Below are 25,553 nucleotides of genomic sequence, written 5' to 3'. Positions count from 1 at the left end.
TAATTTTTAGTAATTTATAGGTAAGTAAAATAATGATAAAAGTTAATAAATTTTTGGTGCTTATGTCAACCGTCATAATAACTGGAATGGGTTTATCAATTCATGCTGTTGCTGCGCCAGTGGAAGAACCATCCTTAGCGGAAGATCCCTTCGCTGTTGCCAGGCAATCCCATAAAACTGTTGTAGAGCGCCCATGGGCTAATCGTTCACCAGAAGAGATGCGTTCATGGGTTAGAGAAAACCTTCATTTTAAACTAAGAGCTAAAACTATTATTGATGAAAAAGAACATCCTGAATGGGCATGGTTTAGAAAATCAGGACTAGGATTGTTTTTACATTGGGGGCCAACTAGTGTGCCACCAAATAATGGTGATGCTTGGGCAATGAAATGGTCTGCCACAAAAGCCAAACATAATCGCAAAATGATGCTGCCTGAAGATATGTTCAAGGTTGCCGAAACTTGGGTTCCTGAACAATATGATCCTGAAAAATGGATGGCTGCTGCAGCTAAGGCTGGTTTTGGATACTCAGTCTTAACCACCCGTCACCACGACGGCTATGCCTTGTGGCCAAGTAAACATGGCACCTGGGATACTGGTGATCACATGGGCGGTAAAGATCTTGTGAAAGGTTATGTTGAGGCTGCTCGAAATAATGGCATTCGTGTGGGTTTATATTATTCAGGGCCGAATTGGCATTATGACTATAAAAACAAAGATTTTTCACAACCTGCAGTAGGGGTTAACTACAAGCACGAAAATGTCGGTCATAAAATTGCGCCATCAAAAGAAAGTGCTCGATTAGAAAAACAAGAATCTGCCAACCAGGTACGTGAGTTAGTCACCAACTACGGAAAAATCGATATGATGTGGTGGGATGGTAACTCCATCATGACAGAGCAAGAACTCGCAGAATATCAACCTGAGATATTTGTCGCCCGTGGCAATATTGCTACTCCCGAAGGAAGTGGTCATGGTAAAAGTGAACATGTAAAAGCCACTAACGAAGCCGGATGGTGGTGGGAGCTGTGCATCAAATCTGAGGCAAAAAACACTCCATTTTGGCATTACAACAAGGCCTTAGAAACCAATCATTGGGATACCAATACACTGCTAACTGAGCTTGTCCGTGTGCGTTCGTTAGGGGGGAACTTGTTAGTTAACATAACTCCTCGTCCTAATGGTGAGATGATGGATTGGTATTATGAAATGACAGAAGAGTTAGCTTTATGGATGGAGCATTCTCGTGAAGCTGTTTACGATGTTGATTTAAATGCACCATTACCTACCTTGGATAAAACCCAAAACTTCACGACTAAGCGAGGAAATACTTGGTATTCAATGGCTGATGATAGCAATACAATTTTTATAACTGAAATCAGTAAGCCAAAATCAGTCACACTGTTACGTACCGGTGAAAAAGTCGCGTCTAAATTTACTGAAGGTAGCTTACATATTGTTTTACCTAAAGGGATGCAGACAACCTTACCTGATTTAGTAAAAATTGTATTTTAGAAGGGCGTTAAATTACTACGGTGTTCTGTTTCTAGCGCCTCTCTATTTCTAGTGCCTCTCTATAGAGAGGACTTTTTATAGATTATTTTTGTTTTCATCCTAAATAGTCTCTACTTTTTAATATAGACAATCGTTTAGTCCACCGGGTTGAGTGAAGTTAATCCTCGTTTCTGTATTTGTGTATATAACTTTATTCTTTATTGGTGTGTCTTGTACCTGGAAAAGAATGAAGTTATTTACGGGGTTAATCTTGATGTTTTTATGGCATCAAGTATTTACAGCAAATAATTGTGTTAAAAATTAAACATAATATATCACAAATATTTACAATTACCCTTCGTTTACTATATAGTGTTTTGTTTTAAATATAAAATAATATATCTTCCTCGTTATGACGAATAAATATGGAAGCTTAAGGAGTGAAACTCTATGCATTATCAGTTAAATAAAGTAATAGTTATGGTATTAGGTTTATGCATTTTTAATGTGCAAGCGAATGAAAAATATTCTGATTTTAAACCTTTATTTAATGGTAAAAACTTTGATGGCTTATATTTAAAATTACGCAGTGGTGACGAAGAAATGGCGAAAAAAGTCTTCGCCATCGAAAATGAAACTATTCACGTATTTAATGATGAATTCCCCCAAGAATACAATCTAAATACTGGTGCCAATGATACCCATGGTTTGTTTTACACTAAGAAAAAATATAGCAAGTATATTCTTCGATTTGATTATAAATGGGGCACTAAAATAGCCAATAATTTTAAACAATGGCAATATGACGCTGGGGTTTATTATCATGTCACCAAAGATAATGTTTGGCCTACAGGCATTGAATATCAAATTCGTTATGATCATAGAACAGATAAGAATAATACCGGAGATTTAATCAGATCAGGTAAAGGTATTGATTATTTATTGTATACCGATCCTAGCAGTCAAGAGAAGAAGAAGACTTTCTTACACCCAAATGAAGGCGGCGTGGCATCAACAGTAAAAGGTTGGTGGCATTTAGCTAAAGACACTCGCAATTTTAATGCCCTTAATGATAAATGGAATCACTCTGAAATTATCGTAATGGGCAATGAATACACTATTCATAAGTTAAATGGTGAGATTATTAATATGGCGACCAATTTAACACCATCAACTGGAATTATAGGGTTTCAGTCTGAAACAGCTGAAATTTTTTATCGCAATATTGAAATCAAAGAAATTGATGAAAGTATTCCCATGGCAGAATTTCTTAAATAGCTTTGGCGTTTGAGACACATTTTTTACTGCAAATAACTAACCAAATATAAAGTCTGCTTTTTAAAAAAAGTAAATTATTAGGAGCCAAAATAATGATAATAAAAAAGATTTTTTTACTTATTTCGCTGATATTAACTTTTGGGGGGGCGAGTGCTAAACCACATGTTAATGAGTTAGCAGGCTCTCGACCCAATATTATTTTAGTGATGACCGATGACCAAGGTTTAGGGGATTTTTCTCATACCGGAAATGAAATATTAAAAACCCCTCATATTGACGACTTTGCTAAAAATGCTGTGCGCTTTAAGGATTTCCAAGTCAGTCCTACTTGTGCTCCTACAAGAGCAGCATTAATGAGCGGTAAAGCACCTTTCAAAGTAGGTGTCACTCATACCATTTTTCAAAGGGAGCGTATGGCACTTGATGTACACACTATGCCTCAGGCTCTGAAATCTGCGGGATACGCAACCGGTTTATTTGGCAAGTGGCACCTTGGAGATGAAGAGGAATACCTACCTCAATCACGCGGTTTTGACGAAGTATTAATGCACGGTGCTGGTGGTATTGGCCAAAGTAATCTTGGGGATTTCCCACCTAATAAAGACAACCTGTATTTTGATAATGTATTACTGCATAACGATACAATAGTGCAAACCCAAGGTTTTTGTACTGACGTGTTTTTTGATTCTGCCTTGGCATGGATAAAGAAACAACATGATGCAAAAAAACCTTACTTTGCTTATGTTTCACTTAATGCGCCTCATGGTCCTCCAGTAGCCCCACAAGAGTATAAAAAACGTTTTTTAGACGAAGGATATGATGACCTAACGGCTGCTCGTTACGGCATGATTGAAAATATTGATGACAATTTAGGTGTTCTAATGAAGAAATTAGAACAATGGCATGCATTAGACAACACTCTAATTATTTTCATGACTGACAATGGTATGTCGATGAAACCTATTGTTAAAGATGGCGTTAAAATAACGCCCTATAATGCAGGTTTAAAAGGCAGAAAAAATTCACCATATGAAGGTGGCTCACATGTTCCTATGTATTGGCAATGGCCAGGTGTACTTAACAAAAATGTCGATATCAACACCCTTACGGCTCATTTAGACCTATATCCAACTTTCAGTGAATTGGCTGGTGTTAAGTTACCTAATGACATGCAAACCTTTGATGGACGCTCATTACTGCCATTACTCAATAATCCTGATGTAAAATGGGATGATCGTAAATTATTTTTTCATATAGGCCGTTGGAAAACCGGTGAAAGAGATGCCGCAAAATACGGTAAATATGCAGTACGAACTCAGCAGTGGCGCTTTGATAATAATAACGAATTGTACGATATTAGTATCGATTCCGGTGAGAAAAATAACCTAGCGGATAAACACCCTGAAATAGTAAATAATCTTCGCAGTAGTTATGAGCAGTGGTGGGATACTGCTGTTCCTTTAATGGTGAATGAAAACCTTCCTAAAGTAGGCAAGGCTGATCAACCCTTAGTTAAACGATACTACAAACAATTAAAAGAGACTGGGATCCCCAACTGGAGTCCAAATGAAGTTAAGTAAAGACAATACTATGCAATCAAAGCTAGCTTATGTAGTGGGGGCGTTATTGCTTACTACTAACGTTCATAATATTTATGCAAAAGATATTACTCGTCATAAAGAGGACGGGAAAATTGCAGCTAACTGGGAATCGATGGCTGAAAACTATAAAGTGCCTGAATGGTTTGTGGACGGTAAAATCGGTATTTGGACACATTGGGGAGTACCTTCCAGTATCGATGAAAACCGTCCACACGATGGCTCTCATTACGGTCGCAGAATGTATGGTACTGAAGGTTTTTTAACGCCTTCAAAAACCCCTGAAAGAGATATGCAGACTACGGCTACCTTAACTGCATGGCATACCAAACGTTATGGCCATCCTTCTGTATTTGGCTATGAAAAATTTATTCCTGATTTTAAAGCTGAAAAATGGGATCCAGATGGCTTAGTTAAGTTTTTTAAAGACAATGGCGCACGTTTTGTTATGCCTGTAGCCACTCATCACGATAACTTTGATATGTACGACTCTTCGCATCCATGGAATTCTGTGGATATGGGGCCGAAACGAGATACTATCCAAGAGTGGAAAAATGCCACACAGAAGTATGGACTTAAATTTGGTGTATCTACCCATTTGTATTGGTCGCCACGATTTTTTAATGCCGCTCGTCAATACCAAAAGCCTAATACTTTAGAATGGCAGCTGTTTAATATGGATTATCATCCTACCGAATTTGCTTCTCAGGAATCTTGGAATAGACATTGGTATCAGCGTAGCTGGGAATTAATAGAAAAATACGACCCTGATATGTTTAACAATGACTCGCCATATCCAGCAGATAGTTTTGGTGAGGTGTCTGGGGTGGGATTATTTTCAGATTTCATCAATAAAGATTTATCAGAGCATCAAGGTAAACAAACTAAGGTGTTGTCGTTTAAAGATTCAAAAATGAATAAAGCGGCGTTTACTTATAACCTTGAACGGGGCATGTTTGGAGAAATACAAACACACCCATGGATGTGGGCAACTGATATATCAGGTAACTGGTTTTATCGTAAAAATAAAATGACGCGTATGAGCGTGCCTGTTTTGATTGGTAACGCAGTAGATGCAATTAGTAAAAATGGCATAGTCATGATGAACGTAGCTTTACGGGGAGACGGTACATTACCAGAAAAGCAAGCTGCATATCTTACCGCGTTTGGTGATTGGATGAAGATTAATGGTGCTGGTATTTATGGCACTCGCCCTTGGAAAACTTTCGGTGAAGGGCCATTAGAAATTGTCTCTAGACGTACCGGAGAAAACTTGCTGGAGTTTTCTGCGCAAGATGTTCGATTTACTCAAAAGGAAGGCCACTTGTACGCTTTTGTTTTGGCTGCTCCTTCACAAGACATTCAAATCAAGACTTTAAAAACTGATGGGCTATTAACTAAGGATATAACCGCTATATCAATGCTGGGCTCTAGCGAGAAGTTAACGTGGCAACGAGATAAGAATGGCTTAACCATAGTGTTGCCTAAAAACATACCTGAACAGCCTGTCATCGGCTTTGATCTTTCAGTTAATTAATATTGTAAAAAGAGATTTAAATATGTTTTTTCAAGCAGCAAAAAATGGTGTGTCATTTTGTGTGATTTTGGCCATGTCATCGGGCTTGGTTAGTCCATTTGTCTTAGCTAAAGATTATGACCCCAAATTGCATGAGGCAATATTGCCTCTATCCCCTGAGGAAAGTTTACAAACCATGGTAGTACAAGATGGCTACTCCATGGAAATTGTAGCTGCAGAGCCTTTGATTGAAGAGCCCGTTACTATGGCTTTTGATGGTAATGGCCGAATATATGTGGCAGAAATGTTAACTTATATGCAAGACGCTGATAGCAGTGGTACTTTTAAACCCACCAGTACAATTAAACGTTTAGAAGATAAAGATGGCGATGGACTTTTTGAAAGTTTCAGCATATTTGCCGACAAGCTATTATTGCCTCGTATGATTTTACCCCTAGATAATGGCCGTATTATTGTTCGTGAAACCAATACCTTAGATCTTTTATTATTAACAGATACGAATGACGATGGCGTTGCCGATTTAAGGGAGATTATCTATACAGGCGGTGCACGTGGCGGTAATCTCGAACATCAACCTAGCGGTCTTATTTATGGAATAGATAATTGGCTTTATGTAACTTATACAGCTAAACGTTATAAATTCATTGATGGTAAAATTATTGCACAAGATATGAAGTACGGTGGTGGCCAATGGGGCTTAGGACAAGATCACCTCGGTCGTTTATATTATTCTGCAGCGGGTGGACAAAATCCAGCTTTTGTCTTTCAAGCACCAAGTGTATATAGCCCTGTCAGCGTAAAAGGAGAACAAGCTGAAGGCTATCGCGAAGTCTTTCCTCTAGACAATACTCCCGATGTACAAGGCGGTTTAAAAATGCTACGTACTGACAACACCTTAAATCATTTCACAGGGGGAGGCGGTCAATCGATTTATCTTGGTGGTATCTTTGATGACATGCAAAATGACTACATTATTGCTGAACCAGTAGGTAACTTAATTCGCCGCTCTAAAGTCACTCGTGAAAATGGTCATACTGTGCTAAGTAATCGTTATCAGCCACAAGGTAAAGAGTTTATTGCTTCAACTGATGCCAACTTTAGACCAGTCTGGACAACTACCGCACCAGATGGCTCATTGATGATTTTAGATATGTACCGAGGCATTATACAAGAAGGTAACTGGACTAAAAAAGGCTCGTATTTACGAGGAGTAATTGACAACTATGGGTTTGATAAAATAATTGGTCGAGGCCGACTATATCGCGTTAAAAAGGAAGGTGTACCTTTAAGTAAATTGCCAGAAATGTTCGCAGCTAAGCCACAACAACTTGTCCAATACTTAGGTCACAGTAACGGTTGGTGGCGTTTAGAAGCACAAAAGCTTTTGGTATTAAGTGGGGATAAATCGGTAGTACCAGCACTTAAAAAGCTGGCAGATGACGAGAGTAATGCTTTGGCGCAAGTGCATGCACTTTGGACACTTGAAGGTTTAGGTGTACTGGATACCAATCTTTTAACTGAACTATTTAATAGTAAAAACAGTGATGTACGGGTAACGGCTATTCGAATTTCTGAACAATTAGTCGCTAAGGGTGATAAATCTATTGCTCAGCAATGGCTTGTTATGGCTTCTGATAACGATGTTGAAGTAGCACAGCAAGCTATATTGTCAGCTTTTTATGTGCTTAGTGATAATAGACATGCTGTATTAAGCAAAGTCAAAAATAATCATGGTCAAAAGAAAGGCGTGTTAGCAATAGAAAACTCTATGATGCAACTAGAAGCCGTTATTGAAAAACGCCATAAATTAGCCGAAGGAAATAAAGAGCTCGCAGCGGCAATTATTGAAGGTGAAAAGTCTTATCAAGCTTTGTGTTATACCTGTCATGGTGATGATGGAAAAGGCGCTAAAGCAGGGAGTAATTTAATTGCCCCTTCGTTTCATAATAATAAGACAGTTCAAGGGAATAGCGCAGCATTGATTAACTTAGTGATGCACGGCATGCAAGGTGAGATTGATGGTGTTGCTTATACAGGTGGCATGATGCCTTCTATCGCATCTAATGGTGATGATTATGTGGCTAATGTGTTGACGTACATCCGTAATGATTTTCAGAATGAAGCTAGCTTGATAACTACTGAAGATGTCGCAAAGGTTAAAGAAATAAATAAAGATCGAGAGCAGATGTGGACTCAAAAAGAACTCCAAACAAAATTTTCAAAAGAACTTACTAATAAACCTAAATGGAAAACTACGGCTAATTTTGAGTCACATAGAAGACTTAACCTTGATAAGTTAATCGACGCAAAATTTGGCCCGCCTTTTAGTACTAAAGGCTTTAAGGAAAAAGGCCAAGCAATCACAATTGAGTTACCAAACATAGCCATTATTTCTGAGGTGGTTATTGATTCTAGTCAAGTGAAAGTTTTCTCTTCCCTGTTTTACAATATTGAGTTTTCCGAAGATGGTGTGAATTGGTATACAGTGATTAAAACCTTAACTGCAACGGAATTCGACCGAAACCAAACACTTGGCCAACAGGCAAAGTTTATTCGAATTACTAATATGCAAGATAGTAATGTCCACCCATGGCGAATAAACGAAATTAGTTTATTTGGTAGTTATTTGTAATCAAATCGGGTTCATTTCGTACACTTGGTTAGGTGATGTGTACGATTTTTAAAAAAGGTAGTAGATAGCACTTACTTGTAGCGCCTAATGGAAAATTTTAAACTGACAAATCAATGGTTAATTGGCTGACAGATGAAGGTTTAGCGAAAATATGGCGAGACTTCGGAAAAATTCAATATGTTAGATTCGCTGACTCTCTTAAGCCGTTTAATCAATTAACGGCTTTGCTTATTTTGATGGTTTGATATAGCCACAGTAGCAAAGAAAATAATAGACCTGAAATAGCTCCCCACATATGTGCATCCACTGCTACAGGTGCTTCAATCAAGGATTGTATGTTTTCTTCAGCCCCGTAAATTTGCTCGTATAAAACTTTTGCTATCACAGCAGTTAATAATACATATCCACCTGGTACTTTTTTGCGAACGTCATAAATAACACCCCAAATAAAGATCCCGTGCAAAACACCTGATAGGCCTACATAAGAATAAATCTTAGGAGAAAATATATAGAGGCATACCCCGGTAAATAGCGCTGAGAAAATGAAAAATATTAAATATTCTACTGTTTGATAATGTTGTCCATGTAGTGCCCAAAGTAACACTAAACCAGCTAGGTTAAGCAATAAATGGTTTAGATTTGAGTGGAAAAAATGGCCTGTTAATAATCGCCAAAGTTCACCTTCGCCAATATAGTTACGTTCATACACTAAAATACCAATTAAGCTGTCTTCATAAATATAAGCAAGCAGAGAAATAATGACTATACAAATCATGACTATAATTTGATGTGGGGCAGTCGGTAGCTTTTTGAACATAAATTATTTTCGTTTTCTTTGTTGAATTAATGATAACTGTATCGGTTAGATATTCTAATATTATTCTTAAATTAGGGCGTTATTAATCCCTTCTTTCTAGATTACATCTCAGCGATTAAAAAACATAGTTTTAGATAAAAACATTTAAATAATAGCATTCAGTAGTTTGAAATTCCTTTTATTGAAAGGGGTTGTTTTATATGTAACTATACTCATTATGGTTTTGTAATTATTAACCTGAATGTCCAATATTTGATAATTCATTTTTTAATAATGTTAAGCATCATTAAGAAATGATTTTACTTTGAATGAGAAAAATATGAAAAAACATATAACACTTTTAAGCAGTTTGTTGTTTGCCACAGCTTCATTTTCAGTTTTTGCTGTGGTCGAAAGAACATGGCAGTCGATGGCGGAAAACTATCAAGTACCGCAATGGTTCGTAGACGGTAAAATTGGGGTTTGGACGCACTGGGGCGTGCCATCAGCAGCTGATGAAAATAGACCGAATGATGGCTCTCATTATGGACGTAGAATGTACGGACCTACAGAAGGCGATAAACCAGGGCAAGTAAAAATGAATGAAGAACTGACTGCATTTCATACTAAGCGTTATGGGCCACCGTCAGAATTTGGTTATGAAGATCTTGTGCCTTTGTTCAAAGGAGAAAACTGGGATCCCGAAGGTTTAGTCAAATTTTTTAAAGACAATGGTGCTCGTTTTATTATGCCTGTTGCTACTCACCATGATAATTTTGATATGTATGATTCTTCTCACCCATGGAACTCAGTAGATATGGGGCCAAAGCGGGATACGTTGCAAGAATGGAAAGATGCGGCTTATAAACATGGTTTAAAGTTTGGGGTATCCACCCACCTTTATTGGTCACCCCGTTTTTTTAATAATGCTCGACAGTATCAAAAACCAGGCACTTTAGCGTGGAAGTTATTCAATATGGATTACGACCCTAAGAATTATGCATCGCAAGATTCATGGAATGAGCACTGGTTTCAACGCTCTTGGGAGTTGATTGATAAATATGATCCAGACATGTTCAACAACGACTCGCCATTTCCAGCAGATAAGTATGCTGATGTTTCAGGATTAAAATTGTTTTCGGATTATATTAACCGTGATTTAACAGAAAATAATGGTAAACAAACCACTGTTTTATCCTTTAAAAATGGAAGAACGAATAAAGCCGCATTTACCTATAACTTAGAGCGCGGCAGTGCCGGAGAGATTAAACCTGAACCTTGGATGTGGGCCACGGATGTTTCTGGAAACTGGTTTTACCGTAAAGGAGCTAAAAACAGTATGACTATACCTGTGATGGTAGGCAATGCAGTTGATGCGATCAGTAAAAATGGTGTGGTTATGTTAAATGTAGCGTTACGAGGTGATGGTACTCTGCCAGAAAACCAAGCAGCTTATATCACTGCTATTGGTGATTTTATTAAAGTGAGTGGTGAAGGTATCTACGGTAGCCGGCCTTGGAAAATTTTTGGTGAAGGTCCTTTGAAAATGAAGGATGGTCGCCAAGGCGAAAACAAAAAGAATTTTACTCAAGATGATATTCGTTTTACTCAAAAAGACGGCAACCTATATGCTTTTGTGCTTGCTCCACCGAGTAAAGATATCAATATTGAAGCGTTAGCTAGTGGTGGTTTGTATAAAGATAAAATCAAAAATATTAGTATGTTAGGTAGTGATGAAGTGCTCGTATTTAAACGTAATAAAGATGGTTTAACCATTAAATTACCTAAGACGTTACCCAAAAATCAATATGTCATCGGTTTTAAAATAAACTCCTAAGCCATTGTTTATTTTAATTACTCCGGTTATTTGTCCAGAGATTCAAAGTCTTTAAAATCTTAAATTTAAAAACCTGACCAATATTGAATTGGTCAGGTTTTTAATAAAGCCGTACCTCAGCTTTTTTTGATAGGGTAGATCTCTTTTTTCATCGTTTTATTTACCCATTCTTTAGTTCTTAAATTTTGCTGCCCAGCATCATTTTGTATCTATATTGAGTCCATTAGTATGTCACTAATAGTGTTGTTTGTTTAAATGAACTCAATGTTTCAGAGAAATAGTTTTGCGGGTGATGCTAATTTGAACAGTTGGAAGTTAATTATATTGTCATCTTAAATTATTCAAATATGTAAATTCCCTGTAAATAGTTTCTATTATAGATACGTTTGTGTTATTTTATTTACCAATAAAAAACAATGTTAGCCAGTACAATATATTGAGTATGGTTATTTAATTATTTTAAAGTTGTTTTAGAAAGCAGCCGTTTAAACAACATAAAATTTTAAATCTAGCCTTATTTAATATTCAAATGGTCCTGAATATAAAAAGCTATTTCAAAAAAATGTTATCTGAATAATGAGTTTACATGTGGAATATTAATATGAGCTGTTCTCGTTATATTAAAAGCGCTAATTACCAATCATTTATATTGATGATAGCTTTACTGTCTTTAGTTTCATGTTCTGCTGTTCCAGCACAAGTAAATAGTACTGATAAAGTACTAAAACCAAATTTTGTGTGGATCATTTCTGAAGACAACTCGCCCCAATACTTACGTTTATATAACCCTGAATTTGGGGCCGTTATGCCTAATGTTGAACAGATGGCAAAACAGGGGATTACCTATGACAATGCCTATTCAAACGCCCCCGTATGTTCTACTGCTCGTAGTACTTTAGCTTTAGGTGTTTATCCTGCTCAAGCTGGCACTATGCATCACAGAGCATTTGTTAAGGCCAAATACAAAAGTGGCCTAAAATCCATTTATCAGTTAATGAAGGACGCTGGCTATTATGTGACTAATAATGCTAAAACTGACTTCAACTTTTCTAATTTCGACAGCATTGATTTTTCGGCATCCAGCCCCTCAGCCAGCTGGAAAAATCGGAAAAATAATCAAGCCTTTTTTCATATCAAAACCCTAAACACTACCCATGAGTCAAAACTTATGTTTCCTGCCTCTGATATGGTAAACAAACCTACACAACATGATCCGTCTAAAGTGAAGTTGGCTTTGTTTCATCCCGATACAGAATTGTTTCGTTATATGCACGCTCGCTATCTAGATCTACATCAAAAGTTAGATGAACAAATTGGAGAAATACTCACAGAGTTAGAAGAGGCTGGGGAGTTGGAAAATACTTTTGTATTTTATTTTGGCGATCACGGAGGGGTATTGCCCGGCTCTAAAAGTTTTGCCAATGAATCGGGTATAAAAATTCCTTTAGTCGTGCGGATCCCAGAAAATTACCAACATCTAGTGACTAACTCCACAGTAAAAAACTCGCGCTCTGATGATTTTGTCAGCTTCGTTGATATGGCGCCTACTTTATTGCATCTGTCTGGTTTGAGAAAATCAAACCTGCACAGTGGCCAAGCCTTTCTAGGAAGAGATCTTGCTGCTAAGAATAAATATGTGTTTGCTTATGCTGACCGTTTTGGCGAGCGATATGATTTAGTGAGAACCTTACGTGTGGGTGATCTTAAATATGTTCGTAATTATTTGCCGATGAATCCTTTGGGATTAGAGCAAAATTATCGTTACAAAAATGTGGCTTATCAGCAATGGCGAAATTTATATAAATCAGGTCAACTGAATGGGATTCAATCTGCTTTTTTTCAACCAAAGGATACAGAAGCACTTTATGATTTATCTAATGATCCAGAAGAGTTGCACAACTTAGCGAAGGAGCCTCAGTACCAAAAGGATTTACGAAATCTTCGTCAGCAATTGCAGCAACAGGTAAAATCAATTGCTGATTTAGGTTTTGTGTCTGAGGCTCATCTTGAACGCTATGAATATCTTGATAGCTTACAGTTAGGAAATGATTTACATACCAAAATCAATAAAATGATTGAGGCGGCTGATTTAATGTTACTGCCATTTGACCAGGCTAGGTCACAACTGATGAAAAATATAACTATTGGCTCTGAAAATGAACAATACTGGTCATTAGTTGCATTAAGTTATTTTGCAGAGCAAGCCAATGAATTAACCCCTCAGATTAAACTTTTATTAAAACAACCTAATACCAGTGATTTGGTGAAAGCCAGAGCAATAGAATTTATGACTCGAACTGGACAAATGGATCCAGTCTCTGCTTTAACTTCATTGATTGAAAATTCACAACAGCAATTAGAAGCGCTAGAAATAATGAATATAGCTGCCTCATTACACGATACTTTGGGCTATGAATTTGATATTTCTGCTCGACCTGAGTGGAGTAGTTTACCGATTAAATCAGCTGTTGATTACACTACTAAATCCTATCAAAACGGCTCAGTTAAAGCTCGAATCGAATATTTAAAAACACCATGGAGCAGTGACTTGGTGAAGCTAAAAAATAAAAACATTAATAAGAATCCGGTACAAGATCCCATAGATGTTATTCCTTCCAATTCCCAAGTTGAGGTGTCGTTATAATGAGAGCAAAACAAAATAGACAAACTTTTCAGTTGTCACTCAAAATAATTGTATTACCCCTGAGCATATTCAGTTTGTCTGCATGTTCATTATTATCATACGTAACTGCGACCAAGTCAGTTACAACGCAAAAAAGACCCAATATATTATTTATTATGTCAGATGATCATGCCTATCAGGCAATTAGTGCTTATGGCTCAAAGTTAATAGATACTCCGAATATAGATAGACTTGCCAAGCAAGGCATGCGTTTTACTAACGCCAGTGTGACCAATTCAATATGTGCACCTTCAAGAGCCACTATACTGACAGGCAAACATACCCATATAAATGGCAAGATAGATAACCGCATGCCATTTGATGACAGTCAGCAAACCTTCCCACAAATTTTTCAGAAAAATGGTTATCAAACAGCTATGTTTGGTAAGTTACATTTTGGTAATAATCCGAAAGGTGTCGATGACTTTATGATTTTGCCAGGGCAGGGCGATTACATTAATCCTGACTTTGTGACTAAACAAGGTACTGTGCGAAAACAAGGTTATGTTACAGACATTATTACTGATGAAACGCTAAAATGGTTGAAACAAGACAGGGACGAATCAAAGCCTTTTATGTTGGCCTATCTGCACAAAGCCCCTCATCGTTCTTGGTGGCCTAGAGCGGATAAATTTGCAGAGTATTATGGTAAACAATTTCCTTTACCAGAGACTTTGTTTGATGATTATGCAACTCGCGGTGCTGCCGCTAAAACTGCAGAAATGACCATTAGTCATTTTATGTTGCCAGTAAAAGATACCAAAGTTTCTGCTGACCGTTATGATCCTCGCTACGAGCCCTATGTTGATGCTAGAGATAACATAGGCGTATTTGAAAGACAATATACCAATAGGGCAACCCCCGAACAAAAAATTGAATACGAAAAAGTACTGAGTCAAATCGCCAAAGACTATAACCAAAACTGGCCTACTATGACCGATAAAGAAAAGACCATATGGAAGTACCAAAGGTACATGCAAGACTATTTAGCCACTATTTCATCTGTAGATGACAATATCGGTAGGGTTTTAGATTATTTAGATGAATCTGGATTAGCCGAAAACACCCTAGTAGTTTATACATCTGACCAAGGATTTTTCTTAGGAGAGCATGGTTGGTTTGACAAACGTTTTGCCTATCAAGAGTCAATGAAAACTCCTTTATTAGTACGTTGGCCAGCAAAAATTAAAGGCAATCAAGTCTCTGATGAATTGGTGCAAAATTTAGATTATGCGCAAACTTTTTTAGACGCTGCAGGCATAGCACAACCCAGTGATATGCAAGGCCAAAGTTTTTTGCCTTTGTTAACCGGTGAAACACATAAGTGGCACCGTAATGGGGTTTATTATCATTATTACGAATACCCTGGTGCCCATGAGGTGAAACGCCATTACGCTATTATGACCAAACAATATAAGTTGATTCATTTCTATCATGATGTGGATGAATGGGAATTATTTGACTTGAAAAAAGATCCAAGTGAGCTGGATAACGTTTATCAGCACCGAGATTATCAGCAAGTAGTGAAGTCTCTTAAACAAGAGTTAAATGAATTACGCAACGAATATAAAGATTCAACGGAACTCGCACAGCAGTTTATTCATAAAACTAAAAATTGGACCAATAATAAAAATAAAAAATCATCAAAACATTGATTTTCAAAGGTAATAATTAGCCATTAAGATCCCCAATAACAGTGTTACTACAAGCAATACTGTTATAGGGATAGCTTATTTATGATTTTTAGAAATTAATGGGTGAGATCACTGATCTCATCAGCTACTTTTTTCAATTCAGTATAAATCTCTTTTACTGATGCTTCCGGGATCCAGCCTGATATACCAATCGCACAAAAAGCCGGTTCGCCTACAGGTATAGCCACAGTAAAATGATCTTTATCTAAGGTTTCAACAAAAGCATAACCATTCGTTCGGATTTTATTTATTTGGATCATTAATTCTTCTATACCATCAGGGTAAGAAGGAATGACAGCATGATGTTCATAGGTTTCTTGGATTTTTTCATCACTTAATGTTGATAAAATAGCCATACCAATACCACCAGAACTGGCCGGATATAAACCTATTCTACCTAAAGCTTGTTCCGAAGGCATACCTGGCAAAGCATGGTATAGATAACTGACGTGGTCACGCCATAACATACCTAAAGCAACAATATGGCCAAACTTTTTTAAAGACTCTAATGGGTCTATAGCATGATTAATGAGACCAGATGCAAATAAACTTTGTGCTGACAATACATGCATGCCGGGACCTGGCGCATATTTACGTTTAGCTGTTTTACGGGCAATACCAATATATTCTAGGGTTTGTAATAAACGATTTACCCTAGTTGGATCCATTTTAAGTCGCCTTGCAAGTTCACGACAACCTATGGGATCACTTGATAAAGCAAGCTCTTGCAATGTAGCTATACCATCTATAAGACTTTGATTTAACTGAGCTTTGGGGGCACCGGACATATATTGTAATTTTACCCATAAAAATAATATTATGCGGGGCACTATATTAAAGTAAGGCAATATTAGCAATGTTTGTGAGGCTGCGTATTACTAGAAAACTTAGCAGATCCTGAGCTTGAATTAAAATAGTGGTTTAACGATGGATAATACAACTGGTTTATGTTTCAATAATAGCTACAAAATTTAATTTTTGACTTAATATTAAGTAAACTCTATTAACGTATTACATTTTGAAGGTTGTTAAAAATCGTTATGTACCAAGAAAAAGTAAGTAAAAATACCCGCACAAATAGACAAGTAACATTAAACACTGATTTTGTCGTTGTCGGTGGTGGCTTAGCCGGCGCTTGTGCCGCTATTTCTGCTGCTCGATCTGGAGCAAAAGTAGTACTTGTCCAAGATCGTCCTGTCCTAGGTGGAAATGCATCTAGTGAGGTTCGTCTGTGGGCTTTAGGCGCCACTTCTCATATGGGCAACAACAATCGTTGGTCTAGGGAAGGTGGGCTTATTGATGAAATCATGTTAGAGAACTTAAGAGCCAACAAAGACGGTAACCCTCTAATATTTGATGCCATCTTATTAGATAAAGTAGTATCTGAAGAAAATATTACTTTATTACTCAATACAGCTGCATATTCTGTGTCTAAAATCGATGATAATAATATTGAAAGTGTGCATGCATTTTGTAGCCAAAACTCTACCCATTATTCTATTTCTGCTCCAATCTTTTCTGATTGCAGTGGGGATGGAATCATTGCCTTTAATGCAGGAGCCGCTTTTAGAATTGGCAGTGAAGGTAAAGATGAGTTTAATGAATTATTAGCACCTGACCAAGCCAATGCCGATTTATTAGGCCACTCATTATTTTTTTATAGTAAAGATGCAGGCACACCTGTTGAATACAAAGCCCCTTCTTTCGCATATAGCCAAGAAGAAATTGCAGCTATCCCCAGAAGCAAAAATATTGGCGGTAAAGACAGTGGTTGTAAGTTCTGGTGGTTAGAGTTTGGTGGTATTTTAGACACCATCCACGAAACAGAAGAAATAAAATGGGAGCTATGGAAAATAGTTTACGGAATTTGGGACTATATTAAAAATAGTGGCAAGTTTGAAGATGTTGAAAACCTTACCCTTGAATGGGTAGGTACAGTTCCTGGTAAGCGTGAAAGTCGTCGTTTTGAAGGTGAATATATGATCACACAAAATGACATTGTCGAGCAAACACAGTTTGACGATGCTTTCTCTTTTGGTGGCTGGGCTATCGATATTCACCCTGCAGAAGGGGTATACAGTCAGAAGCCGCCTTGCAGCCAATACCATTCTAAAGGTGTGTATCAAATACCTTACAGATGTTTTTTAAGCCGTGATATCCATAATTTATATTTAGGTGGACGTATTATTAGTGCCACACATATGGCTTTTGGTTCGACACGTGTGATGATCACTTGCGCTCATGGCGGTCAAGCCATAGGTGAGGCTGCCGCTATGTGTGGTGAGCTAAACCAAACTCCTAAGGCATTGTTAGCTCCTGAGTTAATGACACAACTGCAAAATAGACTGAATGCTAAAGGTCATGGTTTAGCTGGTATCCCTTTAGCTAAATCTAGCTGTTTATTAGCGGCCGACATAAAAGCTTCTAGCAGTTTGCTGTTGCAAGAATATACAGGCGAAGGTGATTGGTTAAGTTTGGCTCAATCAGTTGCCCAGCTGTTACCTTTCTCTGCTGGTTTTGCGCCTAATTTTACCGTGCAATTACAAGCCGAGCAGGACACTACTATTAGTTGTGAGTTAAGAGTTAGTTCGAAAGCTGAAAATTATACGCCTGACGTGATCTGTAAAACCTTGACCCTTGAGCTAAAAGCCGGAGAACAAACTGTCACACTGGATTTCTCAAATATAAAACTGGCGGATCAATATGGGTTTCTAACATTCTTAGCCAATGACAAGGCGCAAATCAAAACCTCTAATCAATTAGTGACAGGCACTATGAGTGTATTTAATAAAGTACACAAAGCTGTTTCAAATAATGGAAAACAAATTGCACCTGAAAATAGTGGGGTTGAAGAGTTTGAATTTTGGACACCAGAACGTCGTCCTAAAGGACAGAATTTAGCGATGCAAATTTCACCTGGATTGAATGGTTTTGATGTTGCAAATTTAACTAATGGTCATTTGAGACCTTGGTTGAAAAGCAATGCTTGGGTAGCAGATTTATCTGATAAGGCACCTAAACTAACTTTATCTTGGTCTGAAAAACAAACATTGAAAGGAGTCAAGCTACATTTTGATACTGATTCTGATCATGCTTTGGAAACGGTATTAATGGTACATCCAGAAAAACGTATACCTTATTGCGTGGCAAATTATAAAATCACACTTGATGATGGTACGGTATTATTTTCGACTAGCGATAATTACCAAAGTATAAATGTAATTGAATTTGACCAGCCCGTATCCACTGATAAATTAGTTATAGAATTATCTCATCCATCACAAAACGTACCTGCCAGTGTGTTTGAAATTGAGGTGCTTTAACTTTTTTGTAAGAGCTTAAGTTTTATTGAAACGCCGCTTGATCATAGGATTAAGCGGCTTTTAATATTATTGAGTCGATATCAGCAAACCTGATACTCTATTTTTAATCTGTAATCTTACATTCGTGTATTCGCAACAATAAATACCGGAGTTAGCCTTGCAAACAATACTGCTCCTACGTATAATGCCATCAACTTTAGAGACGAACTCCCTCATCCTTCTTAAATGAAGGTTTAATGAAAGTAACGTCTTCTCTGATGTAAAAATATTTTTTCATATTGTATCTATGCAATTTCAAATTAAATATTTTTACAGATTACTTATCAATTATTTAAAACCATATCGGATTTGATATTTAATAAGTAAAATAGGGTCCAGAATTCTGAAAACCTCGCTTGTACGGGGTTTTTTATTATCTATTTTGCAATATATATACATGATTTATTCTGGGCATTTGGCCCTTTTTTTGTTTTTGGAGCAAAGCTTTGTCGCAACTCGAACAAAAGCTGACAGACATGTTAACCGCACCTGTAGAAGCATTAGGCTTTGAAATGGTAGGCGTGGAATTTATCCGTGCAGGTAAACATTCAACTTTACGTGTTTATATTGATCACCCAGATGGGATAGCGGTTGAACATTGTGTAGAAGTGAGTCATCAAGCAAGTGCTGTATTGGATGTTGAAGATCCAATTAGTGTTGAATATAACTTAGAAGTCTCTTCTCCAGGTATGGATAGGCCTTTATTTAAAGAAGCCCATTATGCGACTTGTTTAGGTGAGATAGTTTCACTTAGGACAAGAATGCCTATCGGCGATAGACGTAATTTTAAAGGAAAAGTGTTGGCTTGCGAATCAGGCAACTTAACATTAGAAATTGATAACCAAACACATGTTTTGGCTATTGCAAATATAGAGAAAGGTAATCTAGTCCCGTCTTTTGATTAAGGTAGCTTATATCAAGACTGAGACCTGAAATGGACTTTCGTAAGAAAGCAATGAGTGAGGCAGTAATGAATAAAGAAATTTTGTTAGTGGCAGAAGCTGTATCAAATGAGAAGCAGGTTCCAAGAGAAAAAATCTTTGAGGCTTTAGAATTTGCCATCGCCAGTGCCACCAAAAAGAAAAATGAAGGCGAAATCGAAGTACGTGTTTGTATTGATCGAGACACAGGAAGTTTTGATACTTTCCGTCGTTGGTTAGTTGTACCTGATGATCATGAACAAGAAAATCCAGTTGCTGAAATGACAATTTCTGCTGCTCAAATAGATGAGCCAGATATTCAATTAGGCGATTATGTTGAAGATCAAATTGAATCAATTGCTTTTGATCGAATCACTACTCAAACGGCTAAGCAAGTTATTGTACAGAAAGTACGTGAAGCTGAACGTGATCAAGTTATCGCTGAATATCAAGATAAAGTAGGTGAGTTAGTAACAGGTACAGTTAAAAAGGTTAACCGTGATAATGTTATTATTGATTTAGGTAATAACGCTGAAGGTGTTATTTATCGCGATGATATGTTACCCCGAGAAACATTCCGTCCAGGCGATCGTGTGCGTGGTTTGTTATACGTTATCCGTCCAGAGGCTCGTGGTGCACAATTATTTATCAGCCGTACACATCCAGATATGTTGGTTGAATTATTCAGAATCGAAGTGCCAGAAATTGCTGAAGAAACCTTAGAAATTAAAGCAGCTGCACGAGATCCTGGTTCTAGAGCAAAAATTGCAGTGAAAACTAACGATAAACGTTTAGATCCTGTTGGTGCTTGTGTAGGTATGCGTGGTTCACGTGTACAAGCGGTATCCGGTGAATTAAGTGGCGAACGAGTCGATATCGTACTTTGGGATGATAATCCAGCTCAATTCGTAATTAATGCTATGGCACCTGCTGAAGTATCATCTATCGTGGTTGACGAAGATAAACAGTCAATGGATGTGGCAGTTGAACCAGATAATTTAGCTCAAGCAATTGGTCGAAGTGGACAAAATGTTCGATTGGCAAGTCAGTTAACTGGCTGGGAATTGAATGTTATGACGACTGAAGATCTTAAGTCTAAACATGAAGAAGAAAACGCTAAAGTGTTAAGTGTTTTCACTAGTGGTTTAGATGTTGATGAGGATTTTGCTTCTTTATTAGTAGACGAAGGTTTTACTACTCTAGAAGAAATAGCATACGTGCCAGTTAACGAGTTGTTAGAAGTAGAAGGTTTAGATGAAGAAACCGTTGAAGAGTTACGTAATAGAGCTCGTGCAACCTTAACCACTCGTGCCTTAGCCAATGAAGAAACACTTGAGTCTGCTGAACCCAAAGAAGAGTTATTAAATCTTGCGGGTATGGATAGACACGTAGCGTATATGTTGGCAAGTCGTGGCATTACAGATCTCGAAGGCCTTGCAGAACAAGGTACAGATGAGATTTCAGATATTGAAGAACTAAGCGAAGAAAAAGCGGGAGAGCTAATCATGGCTGCTCGTAATATCGTTTGGTTTAATGAAGAATAAATAGGTCACCAGGAGGAATACCAATATGGCAGAAGTATCCATAGAAAAACTCGCCACTGATATAGGCACTTCAGTTGAACGTTTGGTTCAACAATTCAAAAGTGCAGGTATTACTAAAGTAGCTGGTGCGGATGTAACTGAAGATGAAAAACGTCAGTTATTAGATTTTTTAAGTAAGCAGCATGGTGGTTCAGGTTCTGAAGCTCCAAAGCGGATGACATTGCAGCGTAAAACAACTAGCACGTTAAGTGTGGGTAAATCTAAATCTGTAAACGTTGAAGTACGTAAAAAACGTACTTACGTTAAACGTACAGATGTTGAAGAAGCCAAAATGGCCGAAGAAGAAGCTAAACGTCTGGCTGAAGAGCAGCAAGCTAAATTAGAAGCTGAACAAAAAGCCGCTGAAGCAGCAAAAGCTGCCGCTGAAGAAAAAGCTAAAAAAGCCGCAGAAGCAAAAGCGAAAGCTGATGCAGAACGCGCAACACGAGCAGAAGAAGCTAAAAAAGCGGCTGAAGCTCGTCAAGCTGAAGAAAATTCTTTAACGCCAGAAGAAAAAGCGGAACAAGAAAAAGCCCAAGCTGAAGCTGAAAAAATTCGTAAAGCTCAAGAAGAAGAAACGCAACGTAAGCTTGAAGAAGATGCAAAAAAAGCAGCGGAAGAAGCTAAAAAATTAGCAGACGAAAACTCTATTCGCTGGAAAGAAGAAGAAGAGCGCCGTAAGAAACAAGAAAAAGAAGAAGTGCATGTTCATACAAATCGTTATGCTCAAGAAGCAGAAGATGTTGATGATATTAAATCTGAACGAGGTGGACGTAGACGTAAGAAGTCTAAGAAAAATGCTGGTTCTGATCTGAAACATGCCTTTAATAAACCTGCTAAAGCTGTTGAGCGCATTGTTAAGTTAGGCGAAACCATTACTGTTGGTGAATTAGGTAGTAAGTTGGCAATTAAAGCCACTGAAGTTATTAAAACACTGATGAAAATGGGTGAAATGGTAACTATTAACCACGTTCTAGACCAAGAAACTGCTGTCTTAGTAGTTGAAGAAATGGGTCATAAATATGAACTTGTTAATGATAACGCATTAGAAGATGAGTTGATTGCAGATGCAACTGGCGGCGAAAAATCCAGTCGTGCACCCGTGGTAACTATCATGGGTCACGTTGACCATGGTAAAACATCTTTACTTGATTATATCCGCCGCGCGAAAGTTGCTGACGGCGAAGCTGGTGGTATTACCCAGCATATTGGTGCTTACAGTGTTGAAACTGATAACGGCCGTATTGCATTTTTGGATACTCCTGGTCACGCTGCGTTTACAGCTATGCGTGCTCGTGGCGCAACTGCGACTGATATCGTTATATTAGTTGTAGCCGCTGACGATGGTGTGATGCCACAAACTAAAGAAGCGGTACAACATGCTAAAGCTGCTGGTGTTCCGTTAATTGTTGCGGTTAACAAAATCGATAAAGAAGCTGCTGACCTAGACAGAGTGAAAACTGAATTATCGCAAATAGAAGTGATTTCAGAAGAGTGGGGCGGCGAACACCAGTTTGTTAACGTTTCTGCTAAAACAGGTCAAGGCATCGACGAATTGTTAGAAGCCATTAACCTACAAGCCGAAGTACTTGATTTACAAGCCGTGCCTTCTGGCCCTGCCAAAGGTATAGTGATTGAATCTCGTCTTGATAAAGGGCGTGGTCCAGTGGCTTCTGTTCTTATCCAAGAAGGTGAGCTTAAGCTTGGGGATATCATGTTATGTGGCGAAGAATACGGGCGTATTCGAGCTATGCGTGATGAAAATGGTAAAGACGTTAAAGTTGCGGGTCCCTCAACTCCAGTTGAAATACTCGGTTTGTCTGGTGTGCCAAATGCGGGTGAAAATGCATTAGTGGTTCAAGATGAACGTAAAGCTCGTGAAGTAGCGACTAAACGTCATACTAAACAGCGTGAAGTAAAACTAGCCAAGCAACAAAAAGCTAAACTAGAAAACATGTTTGCTAACATGGAAGCTGGTGATGTAAGCGAATTGAATATAGTACTTAAAGCTGACGTACAAGGTTCGATTCAGGCCATATCTGATTCTTTGACAAAACTGTCTACTGATGAAGTTAAAGTCAATATTGTGGGTAGTGGTGTAGGTGGTATTACCGAAACCGACGCAAGTCTAGCCGCAGCGTCTAGTGCAATTGTGGTTGGTTTTAACGTTCGTGCTGATGCTTCAGCTCGAAGAATCGTTGAAACTGAAGAAATTGACTTACGTTATTACAGCATCATTTATCAATTAATTGATGAAGTGAAGCAAGCCATGAGTGGTATGTTGGCGCCAGAGTTTAGACAAGAAATTATAGGTTTGGCTGAAGTACGTGATGTATTTAAGTCACCAAAAATTGGCGCAATCGCTGGTTGTATGGTTACTGAAGGTATTGTTAAACGTAGCAATCCTATTCGTGTATTACGTGACAATGTTGTTATTTATGAAGGTGAGCTTGAGTCATTAAGGCGCTTCAAAGATGACGTACAAGAAGTCCGTAATGGCGTTGAGTGTGGTATCGGTGTTAAAAATTACAACGATGTTAAAGCCGGTGACCAAATCGAAGTATTTGAAATTGTTGAAGTTAAGCGCGAGCTATAATTTAGTTTAGATTAACTAACAATATTTAAGTAGATTTGACGGAGGCTTAGGCCTCCGTTTTGTTTGTAAAGCCTTTAGGGCTGCCAGGAGAAATTAAGATGGCTAGAGAATTTTCAAGAACTGACAGAGTTGGTCAACAAATTCATAAAGAAATTGCCAGTATTTTACAGAATGAGTTCAAGAACCGTGACCCTAGATTAGGTATGGTTACTGTTTCTGCAGTAGAAGTATCTAGAGATTTGGCCTATGCCAAAATTTTTGTCACTTTCTTCGAGAATGATGAAGCTCAAATTCAAAATTATCTCGATATTCTAGTGGATAATAAAGGCTATATTCGTACTTTATTAGCAGGACGTATGCGTATGCGTGCGGTGCCAGCCATAAAATTTGTCCGTGATGGTTCGTTGGCTGAAGGTATTCGTATCTCTAATTTAGTAGACGACACAATCTCTAAAGATGTTGAGCGGGCTGAACGTGCTGGTCACGGTTCAGAAGAAGCTCCAACACAAAATGATGCTGATAAACTGTCTGACGAGTAGTAATAATATCTATGGCTAGAAAAAGAAAAGGCCGTTTAGTTAACGGCATCATATTATTAAATAAACCTTTAGGCGGCTCTTCAAATCATGCCTTACAACAGGTTAAGCGATTATTTAATGCTGCAAAAGCTGGGCATACAGGTGCACTAGATCCTCTTGCTACAGGTATGTTGCCAATTTGTTTAGGTGAAGCCACTAAGTTTTCTCAGTTTTTATTAGACGCTGATAAAACCTATTCAGTAACTGCCAAGTTAGGTGTAAGAACCACCACGTCTGACGCCGACGGTGAAGTGGTAGAAACTAAACCCGTAGAGGTTAGTGAAACTCAACTTCAAACAGCATGTGAGCAGTTTAAAGGCTCAATTAAACAAGTTCCTTCAATGTTTTCTGCCTTAAAACACCAAGGTAAACCTTTGTATTTTTATGCCCGTCAAGGCATAGATATTCCTCGTGAAGCTCGAGATATTGTGATTTACAGTTTATCTATTGATCGCTTTGCAGGTGATGAAGTGGATATGACGGTACACTGTAGTAAAGGGACTTACATACGCTCATTAGTTGACGATTTAGGCCAAGTTTTAGGTTGCGGTGCTTTTGTTAGCCGTTTAGATCGTACTCAGGTAACTGACTATCCAGTTGACAAAATGTTAACCTTTGAACAGTTACAAGCCTTAAGAGATAAGATTGATCCTGAACAACAAGACTTGTTAGATGATGCAACCTTTGCAGAACTGGATCAATACTTAATCCCTATGGATTCAGCGGTAAAAACTTTAGGTTCAGTAGAGTTAGAATTGATTGCTGAGGGGTACTTCAGAAATGGCAATCCTGTTAATTTTATGGGGAATAATTCCCATCAAGAACAGGCTTTAGTCAGAGTATATAGTCAAGACAGCGGTCGATTTTTAGGTGTGGGTTTTATTGACGAAGATGGAAAAGTTGCCCCCAAACGCACTGTAGTTTGGGAGTAAAGTACAATGCGCTAGCTATGTTTATACTAGCGCC

16 protein-coding genes are annotated in these 25,553 nt (G+C 37.9%); 14 read left to right on the top strand and 2 right to left on the bottom strand.

The window, feature by feature from the left end:
• Nucleotides 1-32 precede the first annotated feature (32 nt).
• The 5 genes from GQR87_RS12095 to GQR87_RS12075 all read left to right on the top strand — a co-directional run bounded on the left by GQR87_RS12095 (nucleotide 33) and on the right by GQR87_RS12075 (nucleotide 8,538).
• Entirely contained in the window at nucleotides 33-1,514 is a 1,482-nt protein-coding gene (locus GQR87_RS12095; RefSeq protein ID WP_158969634.1) for an alpha-L-fucosidase, read from the top strand.
• A gap of 429 nt (nucleotides 1,515-1,943) precedes the next feature.
• Complete coding sequence (locus tag GQR87_RS12090) at nucleotides 1,944-2,771, top strand: DUF1080 domain-containing protein (protein ID WP_158969632.1); 828 nt, start codon at nucleotides 1,944-1,946, stop codon at nucleotides 2,769-2,771.
• Nucleotides 2,772-2,863: 92 nt separating this feature from the next.
• A complete protein-coding gene (locus GQR87_RS12085; RefSeq protein ID WP_158969630.1) occupies nucleotides 2,864-4,351 on the top strand; it encodes an arylsulfatase in 1,488 nt (495 codons plus the stop codon).
• Nucleotides 4,338-5,906, top strand: a complete 1,569-nt coding sequence (locus tag GQR87_RS12080; protein ID WP_199271611.1) for an alpha-L-fucosidase — start codon at nucleotides 4,338-4,340, stop codon at nucleotides 5,904-5,906. The genes GQR87_RS12085 and GQR87_RS12080 overlap by 14 nt, the downstream gene beginning before the upstream one ends.
• Nucleotides 5,907-5,928: 22 nt before the next feature.
• Nucleotides 5,929-8,538 (top strand): c-type cytochrome, encoded by a 2,610-nt coding sequence (locus tag GQR87_RS12075; protein WP_158969628.1) that lies wholly within the window; start codon nucleotides 5,929-5,931, stop codon nucleotides 8,536-8,538.
• A 211-nt stretch (nucleotides 8,539-8,749) separates the two neighbouring features.
• Here GQR87_RS12075 and rrtA read toward each other — a convergent pair whose 3' ends face one another.
• Nucleotides 8,750-9,355: a rhombosortase gene (rrtA, locus tag GQR87_RS12070; protein ID WP_158969626.1), complete on the bottom strand. Its 606-nt coding sequence runs from the start codon at nucleotides 9,353-9,355 to the stop codon at nucleotides 8,750-8,752.
• A gap of 319 nt (nucleotides 9,356-9,674) precedes the next feature.
• On the opposite strand from rrtA, the gene GQR87_RS12065 reads away from it, so the two are divergent.
• The 3 genes from GQR87_RS12065 to GQR87_RS12055 all read left to right on the top strand — a co-directional run bounded on the left by GQR87_RS12065 (nucleotide 9,675) and on the right by GQR87_RS12055 (nucleotide 15,509).
• Nucleotides 9,675-11,171 (top strand): alpha-L-fucosidase, encoded by a 1,497-nt coding sequence (locus GQR87_RS12065; RefSeq protein WP_158969624.1) that lies wholly within the window; start codon nucleotides 9,675-9,677, stop codon nucleotides 11,169-11,171.
• 601 nt (nucleotides 11,172-11,772) lie between these two features.
• On the top strand, nucleotides 11,773-13,815 hold the full coding sequence (locus tag GQR87_RS12060) for a sulfatase (protein ID WP_158969622.1): 2,043 nt from the start codon (nucleotides 11,773-11,775) through the stop codon (nucleotides 13,813-13,815).
• Entirely contained in the window at nucleotides 13,815-15,509 is a 1,695-nt protein-coding gene (locus GQR87_RS12055) for a sulfatase (RefSeq protein ID WP_158969620.1), read from the top strand. Before GQR87_RS12060 ends, GQR87_RS12055 begins: the two co-directional genes overlap by 1 nt.
• 95 nt (nucleotides 15,510-15,604) lie before the next feature.
• Here GQR87_RS12055 and GQR87_RS12050 read toward each other — a convergent pair whose 3' ends face one another.
• A complete protein-coding gene (locus GQR87_RS12050) occupies nucleotides 15,605-16,336 on the bottom strand; it encodes an IclR family transcriptional regulator (RefSeq protein ID WP_158969618.1) in 732 nt (243 codons plus the stop codon).
• Nucleotides 16,337-16,588: 252 nt separating this feature from the next.
• On the opposite strand from GQR87_RS12050, the gene GQR87_RS12045 reads away from it, so the two are divergent.
• The 6 genes from GQR87_RS12045 (at nucleotide 16,589) to truB (ending at nucleotide 25,519) form a co-directional block, all read left to right on the top strand.
• The gene (locus tag GQR87_RS12045) at nucleotides 16,589-18,871 is read left to right on the top strand and encodes an FAD-dependent oxidoreductase (RefSeq protein WP_158969616.1); all 2,283 of its coding nucleotides are present in this window, start codon (nucleotides 16,589-16,591) and stop codon (nucleotides 18,869-18,871) included.
• 485 nt (nucleotides 18,872-19,356) lie between these two features.
• Nucleotides 19,357-19,815 (top strand): ribosome maturation factor RimP, encoded by a 459-nt coding sequence (rimP, locus tag GQR87_RS12040; RefSeq protein WP_158969614.1) that lies wholly within the window; start codon nucleotides 19,357-19,359, stop codon nucleotides 19,813-19,815.
• A 65-nt stretch (nucleotides 19,816-19,880) separates the two neighbouring features.
• Nucleotides 19,881-21,374 (top strand): transcription termination factor NusA, encoded by a 1,494-nt coding sequence (nusA, locus tag GQR87_RS12035; RefSeq protein WP_158972995.1) that lies wholly within the window; start codon nucleotides 19,881-19,883, stop codon nucleotides 21,372-21,374.
• Nucleotides 21,375-21,399: 25 nt separating this feature from the next.
• A complete protein-coding gene (gene infB, locus GQR87_RS12030; protein ID WP_158969612.1) occupies nucleotides 21,400-24,009 on the top strand; it encodes a translation initiation factor IF-2 in 2,610 nt (869 codons plus the stop codon).
• Between the two features lie 98 nt (nucleotides 24,010-24,107).
• The gene (gene rbfA, locus GQR87_RS12025; RefSeq protein ID WP_158969610.1) at nucleotides 24,108-24,548 is read left to right on the top strand and encodes a 30S ribosome-binding factor RbfA; all 441 of its coding nucleotides are present in this window, start codon (nucleotides 24,108-24,110) and stop codon (nucleotides 24,546-24,548) included.
• An 11-nt stretch (nucleotides 24,549-24,559) separates the two neighbouring features.
• Complete coding sequence (gene truB, locus GQR87_RS12020; RefSeq protein WP_158969608.1) at nucleotides 24,560-25,519, top strand: tRNA pseudouridine(55) synthase TruB; 960 nt, start codon at nucleotides 24,560-24,562, stop codon at nucleotides 25,517-25,519.
• The last annotated feature ends 34 nt before the right edge of the window (nucleotides 25,520-25,553 follow it).

The organism is Paraglaciecola sp. L3A3, from assembly GCF_009796765.1.
Lineage (GTDB): Bacteria > Pseudomonadota > Gammaproteobacteria > Enterobacterales > Alteromonadaceae > Paraglaciecola.
The sequence above is the reverse complement of the archived record's forward strand: the minus strand, read 5'-3'. Positions and strand labels throughout refer to the sequence as shown.